The sequence below is a fragment of the Stenotrophomonas sp. STEN038 genome, assembly GCF_056759895.1.
This window is the reverse complement of record NZ_JBRRDW010000026.1, coordinates 1-17,724: the sequence shown is the minus strand read 5'-3', so window position 1 is coordinate 17,724 and position 17,724 is coordinate 1. Positions and strand designations below refer to the sequence as shown.

Annotated in this window: 19 protein-coding genes; 7 read left to right on the top strand and 12 right to left on the bottom strand. The window is 61.0% G+C overall.

The window, feature by feature from the left end:
* The first annotated feature begins 80 nt into the window (after nucleotides 1–80).
* The gene (locus ACVOLS_RS12165) at nucleotides 81–356 is read left to right on the top strand and encodes a hypothetical protein (protein WP_481545788.1); all 276 of its coding nucleotides are present in this window, start codon (nucleotides 81–83) and stop codon (nucleotides 354–356) included.
* Between the two features lie 387 nt (nucleotides 357–743).
* Here the strand turns inward: ACVOLS_RS12165 and ACVOLS_RS12160 are convergent, their stop codons facing one another.
* Nucleotides 744–1,439 (bottom strand): TorF family putative porin, encoded by a 696-nt coding sequence (locus tag ACVOLS_RS12160; protein ID WP_481545787.1) that lies wholly within the window; start codon nucleotides 1,437–1,439, stop codon nucleotides 744–746.
* Nucleotides 1,440–1,559: 120 nt separating this feature from the next.
* Nucleotides 1,560–2,351, bottom strand: a complete 792-nt coding sequence (locus ACVOLS_RS12155; RefSeq protein ID WP_481545786.1) for a hypothetical protein — start codon at nucleotides 2,349–2,351, stop codon at nucleotides 1,560–1,562.
* 176 nt (nucleotides 2,352–2,527) lie between these two features.
* Between ACVOLS_RS12155 and ACVOLS_RS12150 the strand changes: the two genes are divergently transcribed.
* Nucleotides 2,528–3,505, top strand: coding sequence for an HPP family protein (locus ACVOLS_RS12150; RefSeq protein ID WP_481545785.1), 978 nt, complete (start codon nucleotides 2,528–2,530; stop codon nucleotides 3,503–3,505).
* A 36-nt stretch (nucleotides 3,506–3,541) separates the two neighbouring features.
* Here the strand turns inward: ACVOLS_RS12150 and ACVOLS_RS12145 are convergent, their stop codons facing one another.
* From ACVOLS_RS12145 to ACVOLS_RS12135, 3 genes are all read right to left on the bottom strand, one after another.
* Nucleotides 3,542–3,940, bottom strand: coding sequence for a hypothetical protein (locus tag ACVOLS_RS12145; protein ID WP_481545784.1), 399 nt, complete (start codon nucleotides 3,938–3,940; stop codon nucleotides 3,542–3,544).
* Nucleotides 3,933–4,592: a glutathione S-transferase family protein gene (locus ACVOLS_RS12140; RefSeq protein ID WP_481545783.1), complete on the bottom strand. Its 660-nt coding sequence runs from the start codon at nucleotides 4,590–4,592 to the stop codon at nucleotides 3,933–3,935. Before ACVOLS_RS12140 ends, ACVOLS_RS12145 begins: the two co-directional genes overlap by 8 nt.
* 75 nt (nucleotides 4,593–4,667) lie before the next feature.
* Nucleotides 4,668–5,810 (bottom strand): alpha/beta fold hydrolase, encoded by a 1,143-nt coding sequence (locus tag ACVOLS_RS12135; RefSeq protein WP_481545782.1) that lies wholly within the window; start codon nucleotides 5,808–5,810, stop codon nucleotides 4,668–4,670.
* Nucleotides 5,811–6,261: 451 nt separating this feature from the next.
* On the opposite strand from ACVOLS_RS12135, the gene ACVOLS_RS12130 reads away from it, so the two are divergent.
* On the top strand, nucleotides 6,262–7,380 hold the full coding sequence (locus ACVOLS_RS12130; RefSeq protein WP_481545781.1) for an alkene reductase: 1,119 nt from the start codon (nucleotides 6,262–6,264) through the stop codon (nucleotides 7,378–7,380).
* Nucleotides 7,381–7,555: 175 nt separating this feature from the next.
* On the opposite strand, the gene ACVOLS_RS12125 is transcribed toward ACVOLS_RS12130, so the two are convergent.
* Complete coding sequence (locus tag ACVOLS_RS12125) at nucleotides 7,556–8,692, bottom strand: hypothetical protein (RefSeq protein ID WP_481545780.1); 1,137 nt, start codon at nucleotides 8,690–8,692, stop codon at nucleotides 7,556–7,558.
* Between the two features lie 30 nt (nucleotides 8,693–8,722).
* The gene (locus ACVOLS_RS12120) at nucleotides 8,723–9,376 is read right to left on the bottom strand and encodes a hypothetical protein (RefSeq protein ID WP_481545779.1); all 654 of its coding nucleotides are present in this window, start codon (nucleotides 9,374–9,376) and stop codon (nucleotides 8,723–8,725) included.
* A 313-nt stretch (nucleotides 9,377–9,689) separates the two neighbouring features.
* Between ACVOLS_RS12120 and ACVOLS_RS12115 the strand changes: the two genes are divergently transcribed.
* Nucleotides 9,690–10,271: an ester cyclase gene (locus ACVOLS_RS12115; protein WP_481545778.1), complete on the top strand. Its 582-nt coding sequence runs from the start codon at nucleotides 9,690–9,692 to the stop codon at nucleotides 10,269–10,271.
* Between the two features lie 115 nt (nucleotides 10,272–10,386).
* Here ACVOLS_RS12115 and ACVOLS_RS12110 read toward each other — a convergent pair whose 3' ends face one another.
* A complete protein-coding gene (locus ACVOLS_RS12110; RefSeq protein WP_481545777.1) occupies nucleotides 10,387–11,625 on the bottom strand; it encodes an MFS transporter in 1,239 nt (412 codons plus the stop codon).
* 96 nt (nucleotides 11,626–11,721) lie between these two features.
* Here ACVOLS_RS12110 and ACVOLS_RS12105 point away from each other — a divergent pair, with 96 nt between their 5' ends.
* Nucleotides 11,722–12,168 (top strand): winged helix-turn-helix transcriptional regulator, encoded by a 447-nt coding sequence (locus ACVOLS_RS12105; protein WP_481545776.1) that lies wholly within the window; start codon nucleotides 11,722–11,724, stop codon nucleotides 12,166–12,168.
* 68 nt (nucleotides 12,169–12,236) lie between these two features.
* Here the strand turns inward: ACVOLS_RS12105 and yjjJ are convergent, their stop codons facing one another.
* Both yjjJ and ACVOLS_RS12095 read right to left on the bottom strand, forming a co-directional pair.
* Nucleotides 12,237–13,628, bottom strand: coding sequence for a type II toxin-antitoxin system HipA family toxin YjjJ (gene yjjJ / locus ACVOLS_RS12100; protein WP_481545775.1), 1,392 nt, complete (start codon nucleotides 13,626–13,628; stop codon nucleotides 12,237–12,239).
* 238 nt (nucleotides 13,629–13,866) lie between these two features.
* On the bottom strand, nucleotides 13,867–14,130 hold the full coding sequence (locus ACVOLS_RS12095) for a TFIIB-type zinc ribbon-containing protein (protein WP_481545774.1): 264 nt from the start codon (nucleotides 14,128–14,130) through the stop codon (nucleotides 13,867–13,869).
* 536 nt (nucleotides 14,131–14,666) lie between these two features.
* On the opposite strand from ACVOLS_RS12095, the gene ACVOLS_RS12090 reads away from it, so the two are divergent.
* On the top strand, nucleotides 14,667–15,653 hold the full coding sequence (locus tag ACVOLS_RS12090; RefSeq protein ID WP_481545773.1) for a hypothetical protein: 987 nt from the start codon (nucleotides 14,667–14,669) through the stop codon (nucleotides 15,651–15,653).
* A 174-nt stretch (nucleotides 15,654–15,827) separates the two neighbouring features.
* Here ACVOLS_RS12090 and ACVOLS_RS12085 read toward each other — a convergent pair whose 3' ends face one another.
* Nucleotides 15,828–16,289 carry a hypothetical protein gene (locus tag ACVOLS_RS12085; RefSeq protein ID WP_481545772.1) on the bottom strand — a complete coding sequence of 154 codons (462 nt, stop codon included), beginning with the start codon at nucleotides 16,287–16,289 and terminating at the stop codon, nucleotides 15,828–15,830.
* A gap of 217 nt (nucleotides 16,290–16,506) precedes the next feature.
* Between ACVOLS_RS12085 and ACVOLS_RS12080 the strand changes: the two genes are divergently transcribed.
* Nucleotides 16,507–16,836, top strand: a complete 330-nt coding sequence (locus tag ACVOLS_RS12080) for a hypothetical protein (protein WP_481545771.1) — start codon at nucleotides 16,507–16,509, stop codon at nucleotides 16,834–16,836.
* Between the two features lie 94 nt (nucleotides 16,837–16,930).
* Here ACVOLS_RS12080 and ACVOLS_RS12075 read toward each other — a convergent pair whose 3' ends face one another.
* Nucleotides 16,931–17,569: a hypothetical protein gene (locus tag ACVOLS_RS12075; protein WP_481545770.1), complete on the bottom strand. Its 639-nt coding sequence runs from the start codon at nucleotides 17,567–17,569 to the stop codon at nucleotides 16,931–16,933.
* Between the last annotated feature and the right edge of the window lie 155 nt (nucleotides 17,570–17,724).

Sequence of the window (17,724 nt, the reverse complement as noted above, 5' to 3'; positions counted from 1 at the left end):
TGGCTTCACATTGGGCGCATATCTGGCACATGCGGCGCACCTAGAATTCGCCACCAGTCCAACAAGCGTGCATTGCCGAGATGGAAATTCTCTACTTCGTGGCCCGGACGCCAGCACTACCAGCGGCGATGTATGTGCTGATCCTGGTTGCGGCATGGCGCTTCAATCGCCTGCTGTTCGATGCGCTTTCCATTCTTGGTTTCATTTGTTTGCTGATGGCGTTCCTGGCCAGCAGCGGCGAAGCTGCAGTTGTCATCGCGCTTATCGCCTGCGTCCATCTCACGTTGACCTTCGTCGGCAGCAGGAAGCAAGGCCGAAGCGGCGTCAAAGCGCATGCATCAGCCGAAAGCCGCTAACGGATCGGCACCAACGCCGTTTTGTAGGAGCGACGTAAGTCGCGAAGCTGATGGATCACAAGATCGCAATCGAAATGGCTGCTCATTGATGCCAGCTTCGCGGCTGATGCCGCTCCCACAAAAGTAGTAGCCAACGCTCTCTTGTGGGAGCGACGTGAGTCGCGAAGCTCACACACCAGCAGATCGCAGAGCAATTGGTTGCCAACGATCCCCGGCTTCGCGGCTGACGCCGCTCCTACAAGGGCACCCCGCCTTCTTGTAGGAGCGACGTCAGTCGCGAAGCTCACACACCGTCAGATCGCAGAGCAACTGGCTGCCAACGATCCCCGGCTTCGCGGCTTACGCCGCTCCTACAAGAGCGGCGTGCGCTCACAGAGCTTGGGGCTGTTAGAACGCTGCCTGCACGGCCGCTTCCCAACGTGTGCCGGCAGCCTGATCGCCAAACAGATCACGTGCGTGCTGGTCGGTGAAGTGCCCACTCAACCGCAGTTCGATCGGTGCCGCCACCGCCCAGATCGCGCTGACCTGCCCGTGGGCGTAACCACCGCCCACCGCACCCTGCAACTGGTACCAACCAGCAGCGGCCTCAAGGCGCAATTGCGGTGATAGCGGCATGCGCGCACCCAACTGCGTGTACAAGCCATCCTGGGTCGTGCCCAGCGCCTCCGGCGACCAACCCAGCGACAGCCAGTAGTTATCCTTCCAGGTCAGCGTGGTGTTCAGCTCGGTCCAGTTCAGATCGACAGTCGTTGCCGGGTAGCGGTAGTGCAGCAGGTTGGCATCCAATGCCCAGTCATCGGCCAGCTTCCCGTTCCAACCAACGACGAAGTCCAGCTCGCTGCTGGCATGTGTCTCCGGTGCGAACTCCACGTTGGACCCCCAGGCGGAGGCGTAGAAACCACTATCGCCGGTAACGCGGAAGCCAGCCTGCACGGCGGCGTCACCCTGGCTCTGGGTGGAACCGCGCCAGACATAGTCGCTGGTCAAGGCGGCGCTGCCGCTGGTGTCGATGGCGAATGCATTCGCGCTGGCGGCAAGGGCAACAAATGCAGCGAAGTACAGCGAAGAACGTGAGCGTTTCATGGACTGTCCGAATGCGGCCACGCGAACTGCGCGGCGATGCGGAATTGTTCAACTACCCGGCGTAAACCAACGATGGCGACAGGCTGGTCCCGGCATCAAATCCACGTAAAACCGTAGCGCTCAGTCATCGCCCAGGAACACCTTCCGCGTCGCCCCCGCCGGCATCGGCTCGGCAAACGCCGGTTTGATCTCCATCGGCAGCCAATCGCTCTCACAATGCTTGAACTGCCATTGGCTGGGTCTGAAGCGCGCCGTCGCGCCGTCCGGCTCGCCGACGAGGAACTCGGCCTGGATGTCATAGTCGATCAACGGCGCATTGAACCAGACGTTCTCACCGGCCTTGCAGTCAATGAAGGGGCGCGCTTGGTCGATGACCCAATCACCAGTGTCCGGGTCGGTGCGATATACCGGGCTGATGCGCTGATCGATGGCCAGCCGCATCCGCCCTGGCACTATCTCCAATGCCTCGACCCAGAGTCCGGCCAACAGCACCGGAGCTTTGAACTGCAGGGCGTCCAAGCCACGCAGGCCCAATGTGCGTTGCGGATCGCCGTTGTCGAATGGGTCGTAGCGGTTGACCAAGCTGCCCTTGGGGACAAGGAACTCGCCGTACTGGAAATCCCGCTCCAGCACGAACTGTGCGCGGCTCTGCCGCTGCCAGCTCTCGATGTCGAATTCCCGTTTGAACTGCGCCGTTTTGTAGCCGAGCAGGCCTACCCAGGCAGCGACCAGTACAACGAATCCGGTGCTTATCCGTACCTTCCAGCTGAAGAATGCGCGCCAGCCGCCTTCGCCGTGCCTATGGAAATACCAAGCCTGCACAAGCAGGCTTATCGCGACTGCGGCGCCTACCAACGGCAGCACAAACACCAGCAGCAGGAATGGCCACGAGATCACCGGTCCAAAGATCATCAGTACAAACATGGAAAGGAAGGCAAGGCATCCTAACGCCTCAGCACTCCGACGCCTGCAACCAAGGCATAACGACCAAACAAATCCACATCAGCGAACAGCCAATGAGCTCATCTGGACTCATGCGGCAAGCGGGAAACCCGTCAAAATGGCCTCCCCCAAGCCCATCCACCGCCATGACGTCCAGCAGCAAGCCCCTGCATCCGCTCCGTAGTTGGTTGAGCATCGAGCGCAACCAGACCAGTCACGGGGAGAAATGGATCTCGGCACTGGGCGCTCTGATCGGTATCAGCGTCGTCTACCAGATCACCCATTGGTGCTTCCCTGGCGGCTTCAACCATGCCGGTGGCGCAATCATGCTGGCATCCATGGGGGCAAGCGCGGTGCTGGTGTTCGCGGTGCCACATGGCGCCTTGTCTCAGCCTTGGGCGGTGATTGCCGGCCATCTGGTATCGGCCTTCATCGGCGTCAGCTGCCAGCTGATGTTCCCCGAGCAGGCATGGACCGGCGCGCTGGCGGTGGGTCTGGCGGTGGGCGCGATGCACTACCTGCGCTGCATCCACCCACCGGGCGGCGCTACCGCGCTTGCAGCGGTGATTGGTGGCAGCGATGTGCACGCGCTGGGCTACCAGTACCTGCTAACTCCGGTAGCAATCAATGTCGCTGCCATCCTGCTGGCCGGAGTTGTGTTCAACGCCTGCTTCGCATGGCGTCGCTACCCCGTGCATCTGCACCGGCGCCGCCAGCAAACCGTGACCGTGCCGTCCTCGCAACGCCATGTGGATCTGACCCAGGAAGATTTCCACGCCGCCATCGGCCAGCTCAACTCCTTCGTCGACATCACCGATGAGAACCTGACCGAGCTGTTGGAACTCGCCAAACAGCATGCCGAACGCGACGCCTTGCACCCGGAGCTGATCGAGCCCGGCCGCTGCTACAGCAATGGCCGCTTGGGGCGGGCCTGGAGCGTACGGCGGGTATCCGTAACGCCTCCTCTCTCCGGGCCCTCTGCCGATCGCTTGGTGTTTGCGGTGGTGGCAGGCGATGGTATTGGCGATATCGGCCACGCAACCGCTGCCGAGCTGCGGCAGTGGGCACGTTTCGAGGTATCGCTGCGTGAAGGTTGGCGCTGGGCCAAGCTCGGCAGCGCCTGATTCCGCCAGCCGGCTGACAACATGCGTTGCCCGGATTCAGAGCGAGAGCAGGTCCAGTACTCCGCCAAACAGGCTGATCGGAACCCGACAGGCGAGCGACTCATGCACGCCGAACCAGTTACAGGCCACCCAGCCGAAGGGCATCAACAGCAAGCCCAGGATCAGCGCATCGGTGATCCAGTTCCAGTGCTGTCGGCGCACCAGCTGCAACACCGCGTCCACCAAGAATCCCACCAGCATCAGCAATGTAACAGCGCCCAACAGCAGGGCGATACCCAAGCCGGTATCACCGCGATGTTGTTGAGCAGACGCATGCGCGACGGCCATGCGCGTGTACAACAGCAGCGCCAGCAAGGGTGTGACGAAAGCCGCAATGCGGATCACAACCGACCACGGATAGCGCGAGTACCAAGCTCGGTGCTTGGAATCAATCACGATCAGGCGCCCCCAAGGGAAACAGATGGCGGTAGCCGCGCGCCTCATCCACCGCGCGCGCAAAGGACGGGCGCTGCAGCAGGCGCTGGCGGTAGTCCAGCAGCAGCGGGTAGTCATCGCTGATGCAATGCGTCCAATCGGCGTAGAACAACGCAGGCGCTGCGGCACAGTCGGCCATCGAAAAGGCCTCACCACAAGCCCATCGATGGCCCGGCAGCTGGCTTTCCAACCAGGCGTAGGCAAGCTCCAGCTTCTGCGCGCTGAAGGCGCGGGCTTCGTCGCGCTTGCCATCATCGCCACTGAGCGCGCCGCTCACTGCGTGCTGCACCGGGCTCATCACATGCAGGTCGAAGAAACGATCACGGAAGCGCACATCCAGCGCCTGTATCGGATCCCCGGGCAGCAATCGCACTGGCCCGTCATGCTTCAGCTGCAGGTATTCGATGATGATGCTGGTTTCCACGATGCTGCGCTCTCCGTCGAGCAGCAGCGGAAACTTGCCCAGCGGCCAATGCTGCAGCCACTGGCCAACGTTCTCTGGCGCGTCAGGGCCGAGCTCGCGGAACTCGAAGGCGATGGCGTTCTCGTACAGCGCGATCAGCACCTTCTGCGTATACGAGGAAAACGGATGACCGTAGAGCACCAGCGACATGACGAGTCTCCATTATCGGAATCGCAGCGGGATACCACGCTGCCTGGACAGACAATTCACCGCATGCAGCCTGCACTATCCGCTGGCTGCTGACCCGGCGCTCATCGCCTGCCCGCAATCGCTGCCAGCCGGTTGCCCGCTGAAGCGCTCGGCGATCCAGGCGATGGCACGATCCGCCGAGGCAATCGCCGTGGTGGCATGGCCAGTGTCTGGCAGGCGCAGGTAGTTCAGCGCAGCACCGCGTTTGCAGCTGCGTTCGAAGAAGTTCCAAGTGACCGGCGTCGCGACCAGGCCGTCTGCATCGGATTGCACCAGTAACAGCGGTGCCGAACCAGCGGCCAGTGCCGTGATCGAATTGCGCGCCATCAAGCCATCCCAGGGTGCGCGCCCGCTCAGATCCAGACTGCCGAGGCGCGCGCGCAAGCGCAGAAGGCGGACCAGCGCCGCCGCCGAGAACGGGTCGCCCTCGCAGCCGCTGGTGGCACGCTCGATCACGCCACGCGTGGTCTTGTTGGCGATGCTGGAGAGATCAGCACCGTAGACCTTGGACCAACTCCTGGCGGTAAACGCGGTCAACAACCCGCGTACCGTCGCATCGGCGCGCTGCATATTGGCCGCCAGATCGTTGGGCGGCGACACCGCAACCACGCCCTGCAACTGCAGATCCGGCGCGTAGCTGCGCACACGTTGCGCGCTGAACAGCGCCGCATGGCCGCCCTGTGAATGCCCCCAGACCGCGAAGCTGTGGCTGGCACCAGCGGCTGGCAGCGCCGTCGCGGCGCGCACCGAGTCCAGCACCGCTGCCGCGGCGGCGTCCCCCGCCAGATAGGCATGCGGACCGCGCGTACCGAGTCCCGGGTAGTCACTGGCGACCACCACCCAACCCCGAGCCAGCATGTCGGCCAGCCCCGGGATCTGGTCCAGGGTACGAATCGGCGTGCACGTCGAATCAATGCCCACGGTGCCGTGCGCCCATGCAACGATGTCGCGCCCTTGAACCGGGCTTGGCCCCTCAGGTGCGATCAGCACCCCGGTGGATTGGGTAGGGTCGCCATCGACGTCGGTGGTTTCGTAACGGATGCGCCAGGCCTTGGCGCCAGCGGGAGCGCCGTCGGTAGCAACTGCCTCCAGCAGTTTGCCGGGCGCCGCCACCGCAGGCGTGGTGCCCAACAGCAGCCACGTGACCAACAACAGACAGCGAACTACGGCGATCTTCATGCTTGACAGTCCCTGGCTCCCGGTTGCGCTGATGCTAGCTCAAAGCGGGGTGAGGGTTGCTTGCAACCTGCCGGGCTGTGAGTGGCCCGGCTTTTGTAGGAGCGGCGTAAGCCGCGAAGCCAAAAGCGCTGACCACCACCAGATACAGACATGAGGGGATGTCCGGGCCACCGGCTTCGCGGCTTACGCCGCTCCTACAAAAAGAGGTATCGGCTTCATCTCTAGCTGCCTACTGTCCGACCTGAACCCACGCTTCATCCCCAAACAGGTGCGGTCGGAAGTCCGGAACATTCCGCAAACCGCAACTCTGCTTTCCATCCCAGCGCGTTGTGAGCACCAGCGCGCATGCCCATGTCTTCAGGGTTAGCGGCCTGGCAGCTGCCGGGCCGCAGCCCTCATGCGCCGCCATCAGGCCATGCACTCCCCCTATCGCTTTCCCTGGAACACCGAAATGACTTCGCTTTTCGAAACGTACAATCTTGCTGGAACCACCCTCTCCAACCGCATCGCCATGGCGCCCATGACCCGTGCACGCGCCCCCAACGATATCGCCGACGAGCGCGTTGCACTCTATTACGCGCAGCGCGCCACCGCTGGTCTGATCGTCAGCGAAGGCACGCCGATCTCGCGCGAAGGCCAGGGATATCTTTTCAACCCCGGCATCTACACTCCCGAGCAGATCGAAGGCTGGCGCCTGACCACCAACTCGGTGCACGCGCTGGGCGGCAAGATCGTCGCCCAGCTGTGGCACGTCGGCCGCATGTCGCATCCCTCGATCCAGCAGGACGGCCGCACGCCGGTCAGCGCCAGCAGCAAGCAGCCTGCGAACGCCAAGGCCTTCGGCTACAACGAAGAAGGTCAGCCAGGCATGGTCGATGCACCCGCGCCGCGCCAGCTGAGCACCGAGGAAGTCGCGCGCGTGGTCAACGACTTTGCGCAGGCCGCGCAGAACGCGATTGATGCAGGTTTTGACGGCGTGGAAATCCATGGCGCCAACGGCTACCTGCACGAGCAGTTCCTCAACCCGCTGGTCAATGACCGCAGCGATCAGTACTCGGCGGCCACGCTGGAGAACCGCATCCGTTTCACCCTGGAAGTGATCGACGCCATCGTCGCGCGCATCGGTGCGGACCGCACCGGCATACGCCTTTCGCCGTACGGCAACATCTTCGACATGCCGGCCTACCCGGAGACCGATGAAACCTACACCGCGCTCGCCGACGCCATCGGCAAGCGCAAGCTGAGCTTCGTGCACCTGATGAACCAGGCCGGCTACTCAAGCAGCGCGCCAAGCCAAGCCGGCTTCAACAACCTGCTCAAGACCATCCGCGGCAAGCTCCCGGAAACTACCTTGATCCTGGCCGGCGGACTGGACCGCGAATCAGCGGAGACGTTGATAGATGAGGGCTTGATCGACATGGCCGGCTTCGGCGTACCGTTCATCAGCAACCCGGATCTGGTCGAGCGCCTACGTCACGGCCACCCGCTGGCCAAGGCAGATCCGACCACGTTCTACGGCGGCACCAGCAAGGGCTACATCGACTACCCACCGTACAACGCCGTAGCCTGATCCGCCCTCTTTCTGTGGGAGCGGCGTAAGCCGCGAAGCTGGAAATCCAAAGGCCGCCAAGTCCATGCAATTGCATGGTGCACGGGCGCGCAACGATACCCAGCTTCGCGACTGACGTCGCTCCTACAAGGCGTGCATCACCTTGTGCGATTGCTTGGCCGGTTATCCAGCCAACCTAGAACTGCCCCCGTTCCACACCCTGCTTCCACGACTCCGGCCGCGGTGTCCACTCACCTTCACCCAGTACCGCCTCGAGCAGGTTCTGGATGGGATACCCCAGGTGCTGCTCCGCTGCCAAACCGCCGTCGCTCATCTGCGCGGCGGCCACGAACTTGCGGAATGCACGCTCATCGCCTGCCGCCAGCGCGGTGATCTTCTTGGCCAGATCGTAGGAGAGCCGGTTGCCATCATCCGCAGCCAGGAATGACTTCCCGGACCAGAACGCCTGGATGCTCTCTTCGTTCCAGTAAGCCGCGTGTTGCGCAGCGATTTCGTGCGGAAAGTACATCTGTGCGCCGGGTGCGGCCAGCTGTGGATACAAGGTGTGCTCGGTATTCACCGCCAGGCCCTCGTTCAACCACGCCGGAATCGGCAGGTGTTGCAGCAGGCAATGCGTGAGCTCATGGGCGATCACCGGCTCCATCGAATCAAGGATCTCCAAGGGCATCACGAAGTGCCCGTATCCCGCCTTGATGAACATGCCCGAGGACATCGCGTACTCGCCGCCATCCGGATAGTAGTGCGAGACGTAGGCGTAATAATCCTCCTCGTCTGCAAACACCATCACCACGTGCTTGCCCTGGTTCTGTGCGACGGCAAGCTCGCCCAAACTGCGATTGATACGCGACAGCAGGCGCTGGCAGCTGGCGAGGAACACCTCCCCGGGCCGATCCATCAGGTTTGAAAGCAACAGGAAGTCAGTGGACTCGGTGATCCGATAGTGCTCGCCAAGCTGATGGTTCAGCGCCTCCAGCCACTCCTTCGCCGCCGAGGTGCGATGGATATGCACGGCCTCGGCATCCATCAGCGTCGGCGCGTCCTCATCAATCCGCTCCCAGTCAGCGATTGGCAGCTGGGTACCGTCATACCAATGCATCCGCACCGGAACACGTGGCAGCGCCGGCGCTTGCTTCGGCTTTTTCCCCCGTGAAAGATGGGTTGCCAGCCAAGCAATCAGGATGAACAACACCAGGAAGAACGCGACCGAGTACAGAGCGTCATTTCCGGCTTCTCTCTGTTGGTCAGGCGCGGCGGCAAGGGCGCTGCCAGCGCCCTGTATCAGCACAAAGAACAGCAAGGATGGCGACTTCATGATGCGGCGCTCCGGTGGTTACAGCCGAACTCAGAGCTCTTCGTCGCAGGGCTCATCACTTAGCAGCGCAGGATCCACCGGCTTGGTTTCATCGATAAGCGCACGCTGTTCGGCTGTCGGGCTACCCAACCACCACACCCTGCAGCGCGACACCAGACGGCCAACCATCCTGGCGTGCTGCGGCTGGTAAAGCATCGCCAGCTGCTGCGTGTCGCATTGGTGCGCCTGGCAAGCCGTGTAGAACCACCATGTCTCGCTACCCAGGGTCTTTGGCATACCGGGTGCGCTGGGGCCACTGAGCAGCCGTTCGCGCTGCGGTGGGACATGCGGATCGGCGATGTCGCCCTGTGCGGCCTCTTTCAGTAGCTCATCGAATGCTGCAGTCACCTTGGGATCGGCACGTCCGCAGTTGTCCACGGTATTGCCGCCCACAAGGGTAAAGAAGTGCGTCGCCAGCGGGTTCTCCTCGCAGCTGGGTTCGTGATCGGAAGCCGCCGGTGTCGAGGCATCACCCTCGGGGTCGCCCTCTTCATAAGGCGAGGACTCCGTGTCCACTATCTCCCCAACAGGATCTGCACCGGCCTTGACGGGCGACTCGGCCACCGTGGCTGCAGCAGCAATGCCCTCAGCTTCACCTGCCGGCATCTGTTTGCACCCCAGCAGCAAGCCGACAAGCAACGACACTCCAAGAATCCGGACTTTCATGTTCCACCCCAAGCAATCAGTTCGTTGCATCCATGTAGTTCCCGGTCACGCAGTGGGAATCGGCCGATTGTAGCTTCTGGGTCCTGAAATTGAATGGGGGGCTGGCTGGCATCCATCCCGATACTTGAGGTGGCGATGAGGCGAAACCCAGCACCGCGCCCGCTTCACACACTCAAAACCATGTGCGGCTCATTCTTCCTCTGCTTCCAGCCTGGCCGGTCGACTTTTTGCGGCAGTGGTTGGAACACAACGAACGTCGTTACCTCAGCACACACCTTGCCGGAGCCGTTCAATGAATGCCGTTAAACGAATCGCGTTCGCTGTTTCCGTTGCACTCACCACGATTGTGACCGCACATGCCGCGGAGCCACCAACCAACAGCTGGCCCGCCAGCAAGGTGGGCGAAGCAACACCCGCAGTGCAGGGAATGCCGTCGGCCCTGGCCAGGAACCTCGCCACCTTCGATGACCTGGATTTCCGCGTCTACACAAAGCAGCAATGGGATGACCTGCACCTGAGTCATGCCAAGGACATCGTCGTGCACTACCCGGACGGCCACACCACCACCGGCTTGCCCGACCACATCAAGGAGCTGGACTTCATGTGGACCTTCGCACCCGACAACCGGATCACCGAGCACCCGGTGCGCTTCGGCTCGGCAAATGCAGAGTGGACAGCGGTCGCTGGCTTCATCGAAGGCACCTTCAGCAAACCGATGGTTCTTGCCGACGGCACCGTGATCCAGCCGACCAACAAGAAGTACCGCCTGCCGATGGTCACCATTGGGCACTGGAACGCACAGGGGCAGATGACCGAGGAATTCCTGTACTGGGACAACGCCGCTTTCGTGAAGCAGATTGGTGTTGGCAACTGAGGTCGATACCGCTCAGTCCAACGTACCGATTTACGCACTGAAGCTTCGCTGTTGTGGCCCGGGTAGGCGTCGCGCACCCGGGCCACTGCAACCAGCCATCGGGTGATGCTGCTCGCTACCGCAGCTGCTCAGACATGTAGCGCCGAGTGACAAGCCAGAATACTCCCGCAACGCCACAGGTCACCGCACCCAGCAGGCAGACACCACTCCAGCCTGCTCGTGCGTAGGTTGCCGTGGTGGCAATCGCACCCGCCCCGCTACCTATCGCATAGAACAGCATGTACAGCCCGACCAGTCGGCTATGTGCCTGCGACTGCTCGCGGAGGATCATGCTCTGGTTGCTCACGTGCAGCGCCTGCCCGCCCAGATCCAGCAGCACGATGCCGGCGGCCAGTGCCCACAGTGACACAGGCATCAACGACAGCGGCCACCACGCCAGCAGCAGCACAAACAATGCCATCGCGGTGACGGTTTGACCTCGCCCGCGATCGACCCATCGGCCCGCTCCAGTGGCACCCAGCGCACCGATCACGCCAACCAGCCCGAATGCACCAATAGCCGTATGCGAGTAGCCATAAGGCGGCGCACTCAGCGGCAATACCAGCGCACTCCAGAAGATGTTGAACGCCGCGAACATCAGCAATGCCAATACTCCACGGATCTGCAGCACCCGATCCTGCCGCAATAGCCGAGCCATGGAAGCAATCAGCTGCACGTAACGCATTGTCTCCGCGGTCGCGGGCAAACGCGGGAGTCTGCGATAGAGGAAGCCTGCCAGCAGCACCATCACCAATGCGGAAACGACATAGACGCTACGCCAGCCGCCCAGATCGGCGACACCGCCAGCGACCACCCGCGCCATCAGCAAGCCAATGAACACCCCCGCCTGCGCGGCACCGACCACCCGTCCGCGTTCGTTGTCGCCAGCAACACTCGCGGCATAGGCGATCAGCCCCTGCGTCATCGCAGTGCCAAGCAAACCAATCGCCAACATGCCCGTCAACAACAGCCACGGCGATTGCGCCCAGGCGACCCACAGCAGCGCAACCACCAAACCCAGTAGTTGAGCCAGCATCAAGCGGCGTCGCTCCATCCTGTCACCCAGTGGCACCAGCAGCAGCAAGGCCAAGGCACTACCAATCTGGGTTGCAGTCACCACGCTGCCGACAGCGGCCAGGCTGATGCCCAGTGATGCCGCCAGCAGGTCCAACATGGGCTGCGCGTAATACACATTGGCCACGCACAGCCCGCTGGCGATCGCGAACAGCCATACCAGACCTGCCGGCAGCGCATCGCCCGGCGCCTGCATGGTGGCCTCGCGGTGTTCCAGGGAGCTTTCCAAAGGCAAATTCACGACCGACCCAATCCAGTTGCAAATTGCAACCAGTAAGATGCTAGCGGGCAGTGGTTTTAAAATGCAACTACAATGGGCGCAGCCACAGGAGCCGCCATGTCCCGCCGCAGCCCAGAACACGACTCCCCTTGCCCGGTGGCGCGTAGCCTCGACCTTGTCGGCGATCGCTGGTCACTGCTCATCCTGCGCGACGCATTCGACGGCGTGCGCCGCTTTGGCGACTTTCAGCGCGGCCTGGGCGTGGCCCGCAACATCCTCACCGACCGCCTGCGCAAGCTGGTGGACGCAGACATCCTGCAGCTGCATGCCGCATCGGACGGCACGGCTTATCAGGAGTACGTGCTCACGCCCAAGGGCGAGAGCCTGTTCCCCATCCTGGTTGCGCTGCGCCAGTGGGGCGAACAGCATCTCTACCAACGCGGCGAACGTCACTCACAACTGCTCGACAACCGTACCGGCAAGCCGGTTCCGTTGATGCGGCTGCAGGGTTCGGATGGAGTGCTGTTGGCACCTGCGGATACTCGGGTACGCAAGTTGAGTTGATGGCGTGGATGCACTTCGCATTGCCAACTATGCAACATCCAAAACCCGACTCTGACCCCGGTTTTCTTTCAGCTGCCGAAGCGCTGGGCGTAGCGGCTGACTACATCGCTGTTCTGCTGCGCCACGGCCTGAATGTCCGGGGCAACCTCTGATTCCGCTACCCGCTGCCAGAACTGCACAGCCAACTGTGCGGCCCACGCAACGAATGCCGCTTGCCCGGCCCGGCTAGGCGCATTGATGCTTATCGGTGCGAGTGCACGAACATTTCCGGTTTGCGCCGATGGGGCCATATACATCGGCAACATGTCGTAAGCCGGGCACAGGGGGAGCGGGCCGCTGTCGATCAGGTGGAAACCGATGTTGCCGAGATGCATGTCGGTATTGCCGATGAATCTGCCGAACCAGTGCAGCCGTGCCATGTTCTCTGCGGTATCGCGGCTGATCAATCGCTCGCCAACGAGCTGTTCTCCGGCCAGACCCCAGTCGCGCGATCCCTCACCAATGAAGGCCGCATCCAGCGCCAACAACGAAACAAAGCCGCGCCTGCCCAATATGTCCGCAGTGCGATCAAACCTTTCCACTTCAAGGAATACGTGTTCGTCGCTGCGCAGCAACTGCGTGCGGGCAGCCTGAAAGCCTGCCTCGCGCAGCGTGGTCAGTGCCAGGTGTTCGCAGGTAAGCAGATCTGCCCAACGTGCGCCCAGCGGGCTCTGCGATGGCAGCGCGAACTTGACCAATGCAGCGTAACGACCAGTAGCGGTAACCACGGTGGCAGTGAACTTCGGCTGCTCACCGCCTGGAGATGAGCCCACGTCCTCGCCATCGAGGGCTTCCCTGGCGCGTATGGCGTAGACCTCTTGCCGGCTGCCCATGTCCACCTGGTCAGGTGGCGCATCCACATCCAGCAGCGCACGGTCGATGGCGGCCTGCCCCAACAGCAGGTCACCGATACTGGTACCACCATGCAGGATGCCGAGCAGGTTGTCGCGCGACTGCCAGCGCTTCAGGTCCACCGGCACACCCAATGCCCGGCCCAATCGATGGGCCATGGAACGGCCGAGGAAGCCTTGCGGGCGCACGTCATCCAGAAACCAGGGCAGCCCCGGGAAGCAGCCCGCCGGGCCATCCACTTGGCGCATGAGGTTCGGATGATCACCCGTAGGTTCAAAAAGGAAGCCGTCTCCACGCAGCGCATGCAAGCTGCCCAGCTCTTCCATGTTGGCGTCCGGGCTCATCCGGTAAAGCGGCCACGTGTTTGGCCGGACCAGAGCTGTAGCTACATAGGCCGTGGCGCGTGCCTTGCCAACACGGCGTACCTGATCACCGGCTTCGGCTACCAACCGCGATAGCACGGGACGGGAGACGGCGAGCTTTGCGACCAACTCGCCCGCCGGCACCGGATCGCCGCTCTGAAGCAGATCAAGCAGCTGCAGGACGCTAGCGGAGGAAGGACGGGCCATGACCAGCGCTCATTTATTTACGATTCAAGAAACGATACTAGATGACAATGACAACTGCAATACACTGATTTAAATACGTATTGTTCAAAACATGAACGCCATATCCGGTTTATTTCTTTACGATTTAATCCCGATACTGCGCGCTCTCTGCTGCAGATCCAGTTGATCTGGGGAAACCCAAGACCACCTAACGAACCAAGGCCAGGGCGGAAACCCAGTTCTGACCCCGGTTTTCCAGCTAGAAGTCGAAAAGCTCGCCGAGCAGGCCTTTCTTCTTCTTGTGCTTGTAATAGCCACTGTCACGCGAATCGTATTGAGGCGGACTGACGTTACGCGGCTCCGGTGGACGGACCTGGGGCGTATCGGCAACGGATCGCTCGATCAATTTGTCCAGCTCGCCCCGGTCCAGCCAAACCCCGCGGCACTGTGGGCAATAGTCGATTTCAATTCCTTGCCGGTCGGACATGGTCAAATTCACATCCGTGCAGATGGGGCACTTCATCAGTTTCTTCCTTTCCGGGCACAAGTGAAAACAGTGGAACGGCGCAGCTGCGGATCAAGGACAGCCACGATTGGCAACCGCGTCACGGACATTTCAGGGACATCATGCAGTCCTTCAACGCTTGGGCTACACCGCGCCATGAAACGGCTTTGCCGAGCGACAGAGAACCGCAAAATTCTGATCGTTCCTGCGACTACACAATGATCAGATTGCTGCTCATCTGAGCGGAAGGCAGGATGCACCAGCACCACTGAAGAACCACCTTCTCATCAGATCAAAGCAGCGGATTGCGTTGTCCGAGAATAGTGCCACGGTGATGTTCCACCAGCGTTAGTTCGAATCCGAAGCGTTCATGTTATGGCCGCTATGGCGTCTGCCTGCGCGGCCGCCCCCTGTAAAGCAGAACCAATGACTCCCGGGGCTCCAGGCTGCTCTACCGAATAAAGCGCAGTGCGGAAACCCAACTCCGACCCCGGTTCTCAGGTCGGCGTGGATCTGCGAGGATCAGCCAACAACCGTCGACAAGGAAGTTCTGCATGAAGCTGTTCTCAAGCTGCACGACTCTCGTCGTTGCATTGCTGCTTACTGCGCCGCCCGCGGTCAGCGCATCGCAGCCCAAGGCTGAGGCGTCGCAACCAACCACTGCGCGGATACTCGTCCCTACCCGCTTCGAGCATCAGCGCATCCTGGTTACGGCTCGCCTCGCCGATGGCGCCAGCATGCTTTTCTACACCGACAGCGGCGGTGGCTTGAACATGGTCCGCGACGACGTCGCGCAGCGGCTTGGCCTCAGCCCCGGCGCCGACGTGGAAGAAGAAGGGCAAGCTCCGATCAAGACAGTCGAATGGCCCGCGTTCGCAAATCGCGCCAGCATCCCGTCTCCTGATCACGACCGCTTCCTGCAAGGGCGGCTGGCGGTAGTCCCGGCCGAAGGCTTCGGCGAGGGCCCGATGCTCAATGAGGGCTTCCTTGGCAGTCGCTGGTTTGCCGGGCGCGTGTGGGAGTTCGATTACCCAGCAGGTACGCTCAGCCTGCTGCAGGGCTGGACCGCGCCGGCCGGCGCCCGCAGCACGCCGCTGACGATGCTGCCAGACCGCAACATGTACTGGCCGCGCATCCAGGTCGAGATTGATGGTGAGCAACTCGACATGCTGTTCGATACGGGCGCCGAACTGCGGCTGGGCCCAGATGGCGCCAAGGCGCTTGGGCATGTCGAAGGTGCGCGCGTGGCAGGCAGCTTCATCACCGCCCGCCAGTACCGCAAGTGGCGCGACGCACACGCGGATTGGCCGGTGGCACTGATGGGCGATGGAGGCATGCCGATGATCCAGGTGCCCAATGTGCGCATCGCCGGCACTGATACCGGCCCAGCGTGGTTTGCTGCGCGCCCAGACCGCAACTTCACCGAGTACATGTCATCGATGACCGATGCGCCGGTGGAAGGTGCCATCGGCGGATCCGCGTTCGGTCGTTTGAAGATGGTGGCGGACTATCCGGCGCAGATGCTTTACGTGCTGCCTTGAGCGGAACAATTGTCCTGTCGCCTTCCTTTGGAGCTGACCCAGCTCTTACTGGAAGTTCAAAGCTCGCTAAACAGTGGAAACGCCACTCTGCCCCTGTCCTATCCCAATTTTTCAAACTGAGCCAGAGCGAAAAACTCGCCCTGGCTCCAGATTGCCGCGACTGATCAACCTAGATCAGGTCAAGCCAAGAGTTTGCGACTTCAGCTCTTCCTGGCACTGCTCACCAGAACGCTTCAAGCGCGCCTTGAGCTCGGCGGCACTGTTTCCAAGCAACTGCTCGTGGCTGGGGGCATCATCGCTGTACTCCGGAACCCGCGCGCAGAAGCCCTCCGCCACAAGCTTGCCCGTACGCGTGTCGATCAAGCGCAGTTTCACGCTGTAGATAACCCGATAGTTGTTCCAATCGGCCGGGAAGTACGCGAAGCTCCAGTTGACGGTCTGGACATCCAGCAGCAAACCCGCGCCGGGGTACTGCTTGGCCATGGCAGCAGGGTTGGTCGAATCCAGCAGGCCATCCGCCAATCGCACTGGCACGGACAATTTCTCCGCCAGCGCCCGACTGAGCCCATCGGCGATCGCCACCGCCGGGTCTTCGATCTGGTTCTCTCTGACAATCGTATTGCCGGCGGAAATCATCGCGGCAGCACCGATCAAGCCAAACGTCGCTTTGCCGGCAGTCATTGCACCAAACGATGGCAACTCCCGCTTGCTGACGATCACCGTCTGATGCCCAGCCTGCTGCAACGCTGGCATATCTGCCTTCACCGTTTTTGTGCTGACACAGGCAGGCAACATGCAAACTACGAACAGCGCGATAAGAACATGCCGCATACATCCCCCTGGTTGAAATGGAATGCCGGTGCTGCATCACCCCTTCCCCAAGGGCCTGGAGATGTGCCCGGCGCTGGATCATATCCAATTTTGCCCTTGGGAAACGCACCTTTGGGAGCACTGGAAAGCGCGGCGCATCCGAGATCGTAAGAATCGACAGATCGAGTTTACGGGGAGTCGACATCCGCACTACCTCGCCGCCAAGATCACAAAGAGCCAGTGCGAAAACCCGACTCTGACACCTGTTTTCTTCGAACTGATCTATAACCGAGCCCGGCTCCATACAGCCCTCGGCTATACCACACCTTTACAGATCGAGAAGCAATATCAACAGGTCGGGAGTGTCCCCTGACTACCTTATCCGTGAAATCCGGGGCGGTTCACTCTGCCCCTGCTTCCAACTCCTGCTTCCAACTTGGTGACAAATTGCTTGCCCCCAAAAGAATTCATATCAGCGACGTAGCCAACGTGTCGCTCCGCATGCCCCAGAAGGCCCTATATCTCAGCCGAAACTGGGGGGATAGCAAATACAAATAGCGAGCGAAACACAGCGCAGCCAATGTGAACGAAAGAATCGATGAGAACATCTTCCCTGAAACAGAGCTATTGATCCAGACGACCTGCACAGCCAAAGCCAATATGAAGAGGGAAAAAGAAAAGCTCTCCCACATCTGGTAGCCCACAGCAGCACCAGCATCTCTAAGCTCTTTAACGCGATCCCAGCCCAGGCTACCCCAGAGCACACACACCACCAAATAAAAAGTCTCTATAGCCGCATTAACGCCAAATTCGCTTCTTTGCAACATTGAGTAGACCGCCTTGTAGTCAAGAATCCACCCGTGCATTTCGTGACCAAGCTGAACTTTGCGCTGCATCTCCTTGAACTGGGTAAATATCAACCACAAGGTTAAGAAGCCCAGAATGAAATGCATAAAAAAATAGAAGAATGAAATCGCCGAACGCCTGGACCTAGTGTTAAATTCGATTGACTCCAACATCAAACGATCAAACACTACAATTGCACTGGAGACCCGCGGATTAAGCGAAATTTTGTTTCTAACCAAGATGCAATTAGCAGTAGCCATCGAACCTAAATTCCATCACTCTTGATGATATTAGCAATGCCGCTCTGGAGTTCCCAGGATTTCCTAGACAGAGCTAGCCTCTGTTGGGGGTAGCATTGGGAGACAGTCATGTCTGCAGGCAAGATCACCAGCAAGACCCGGCAAGCCTACAAATT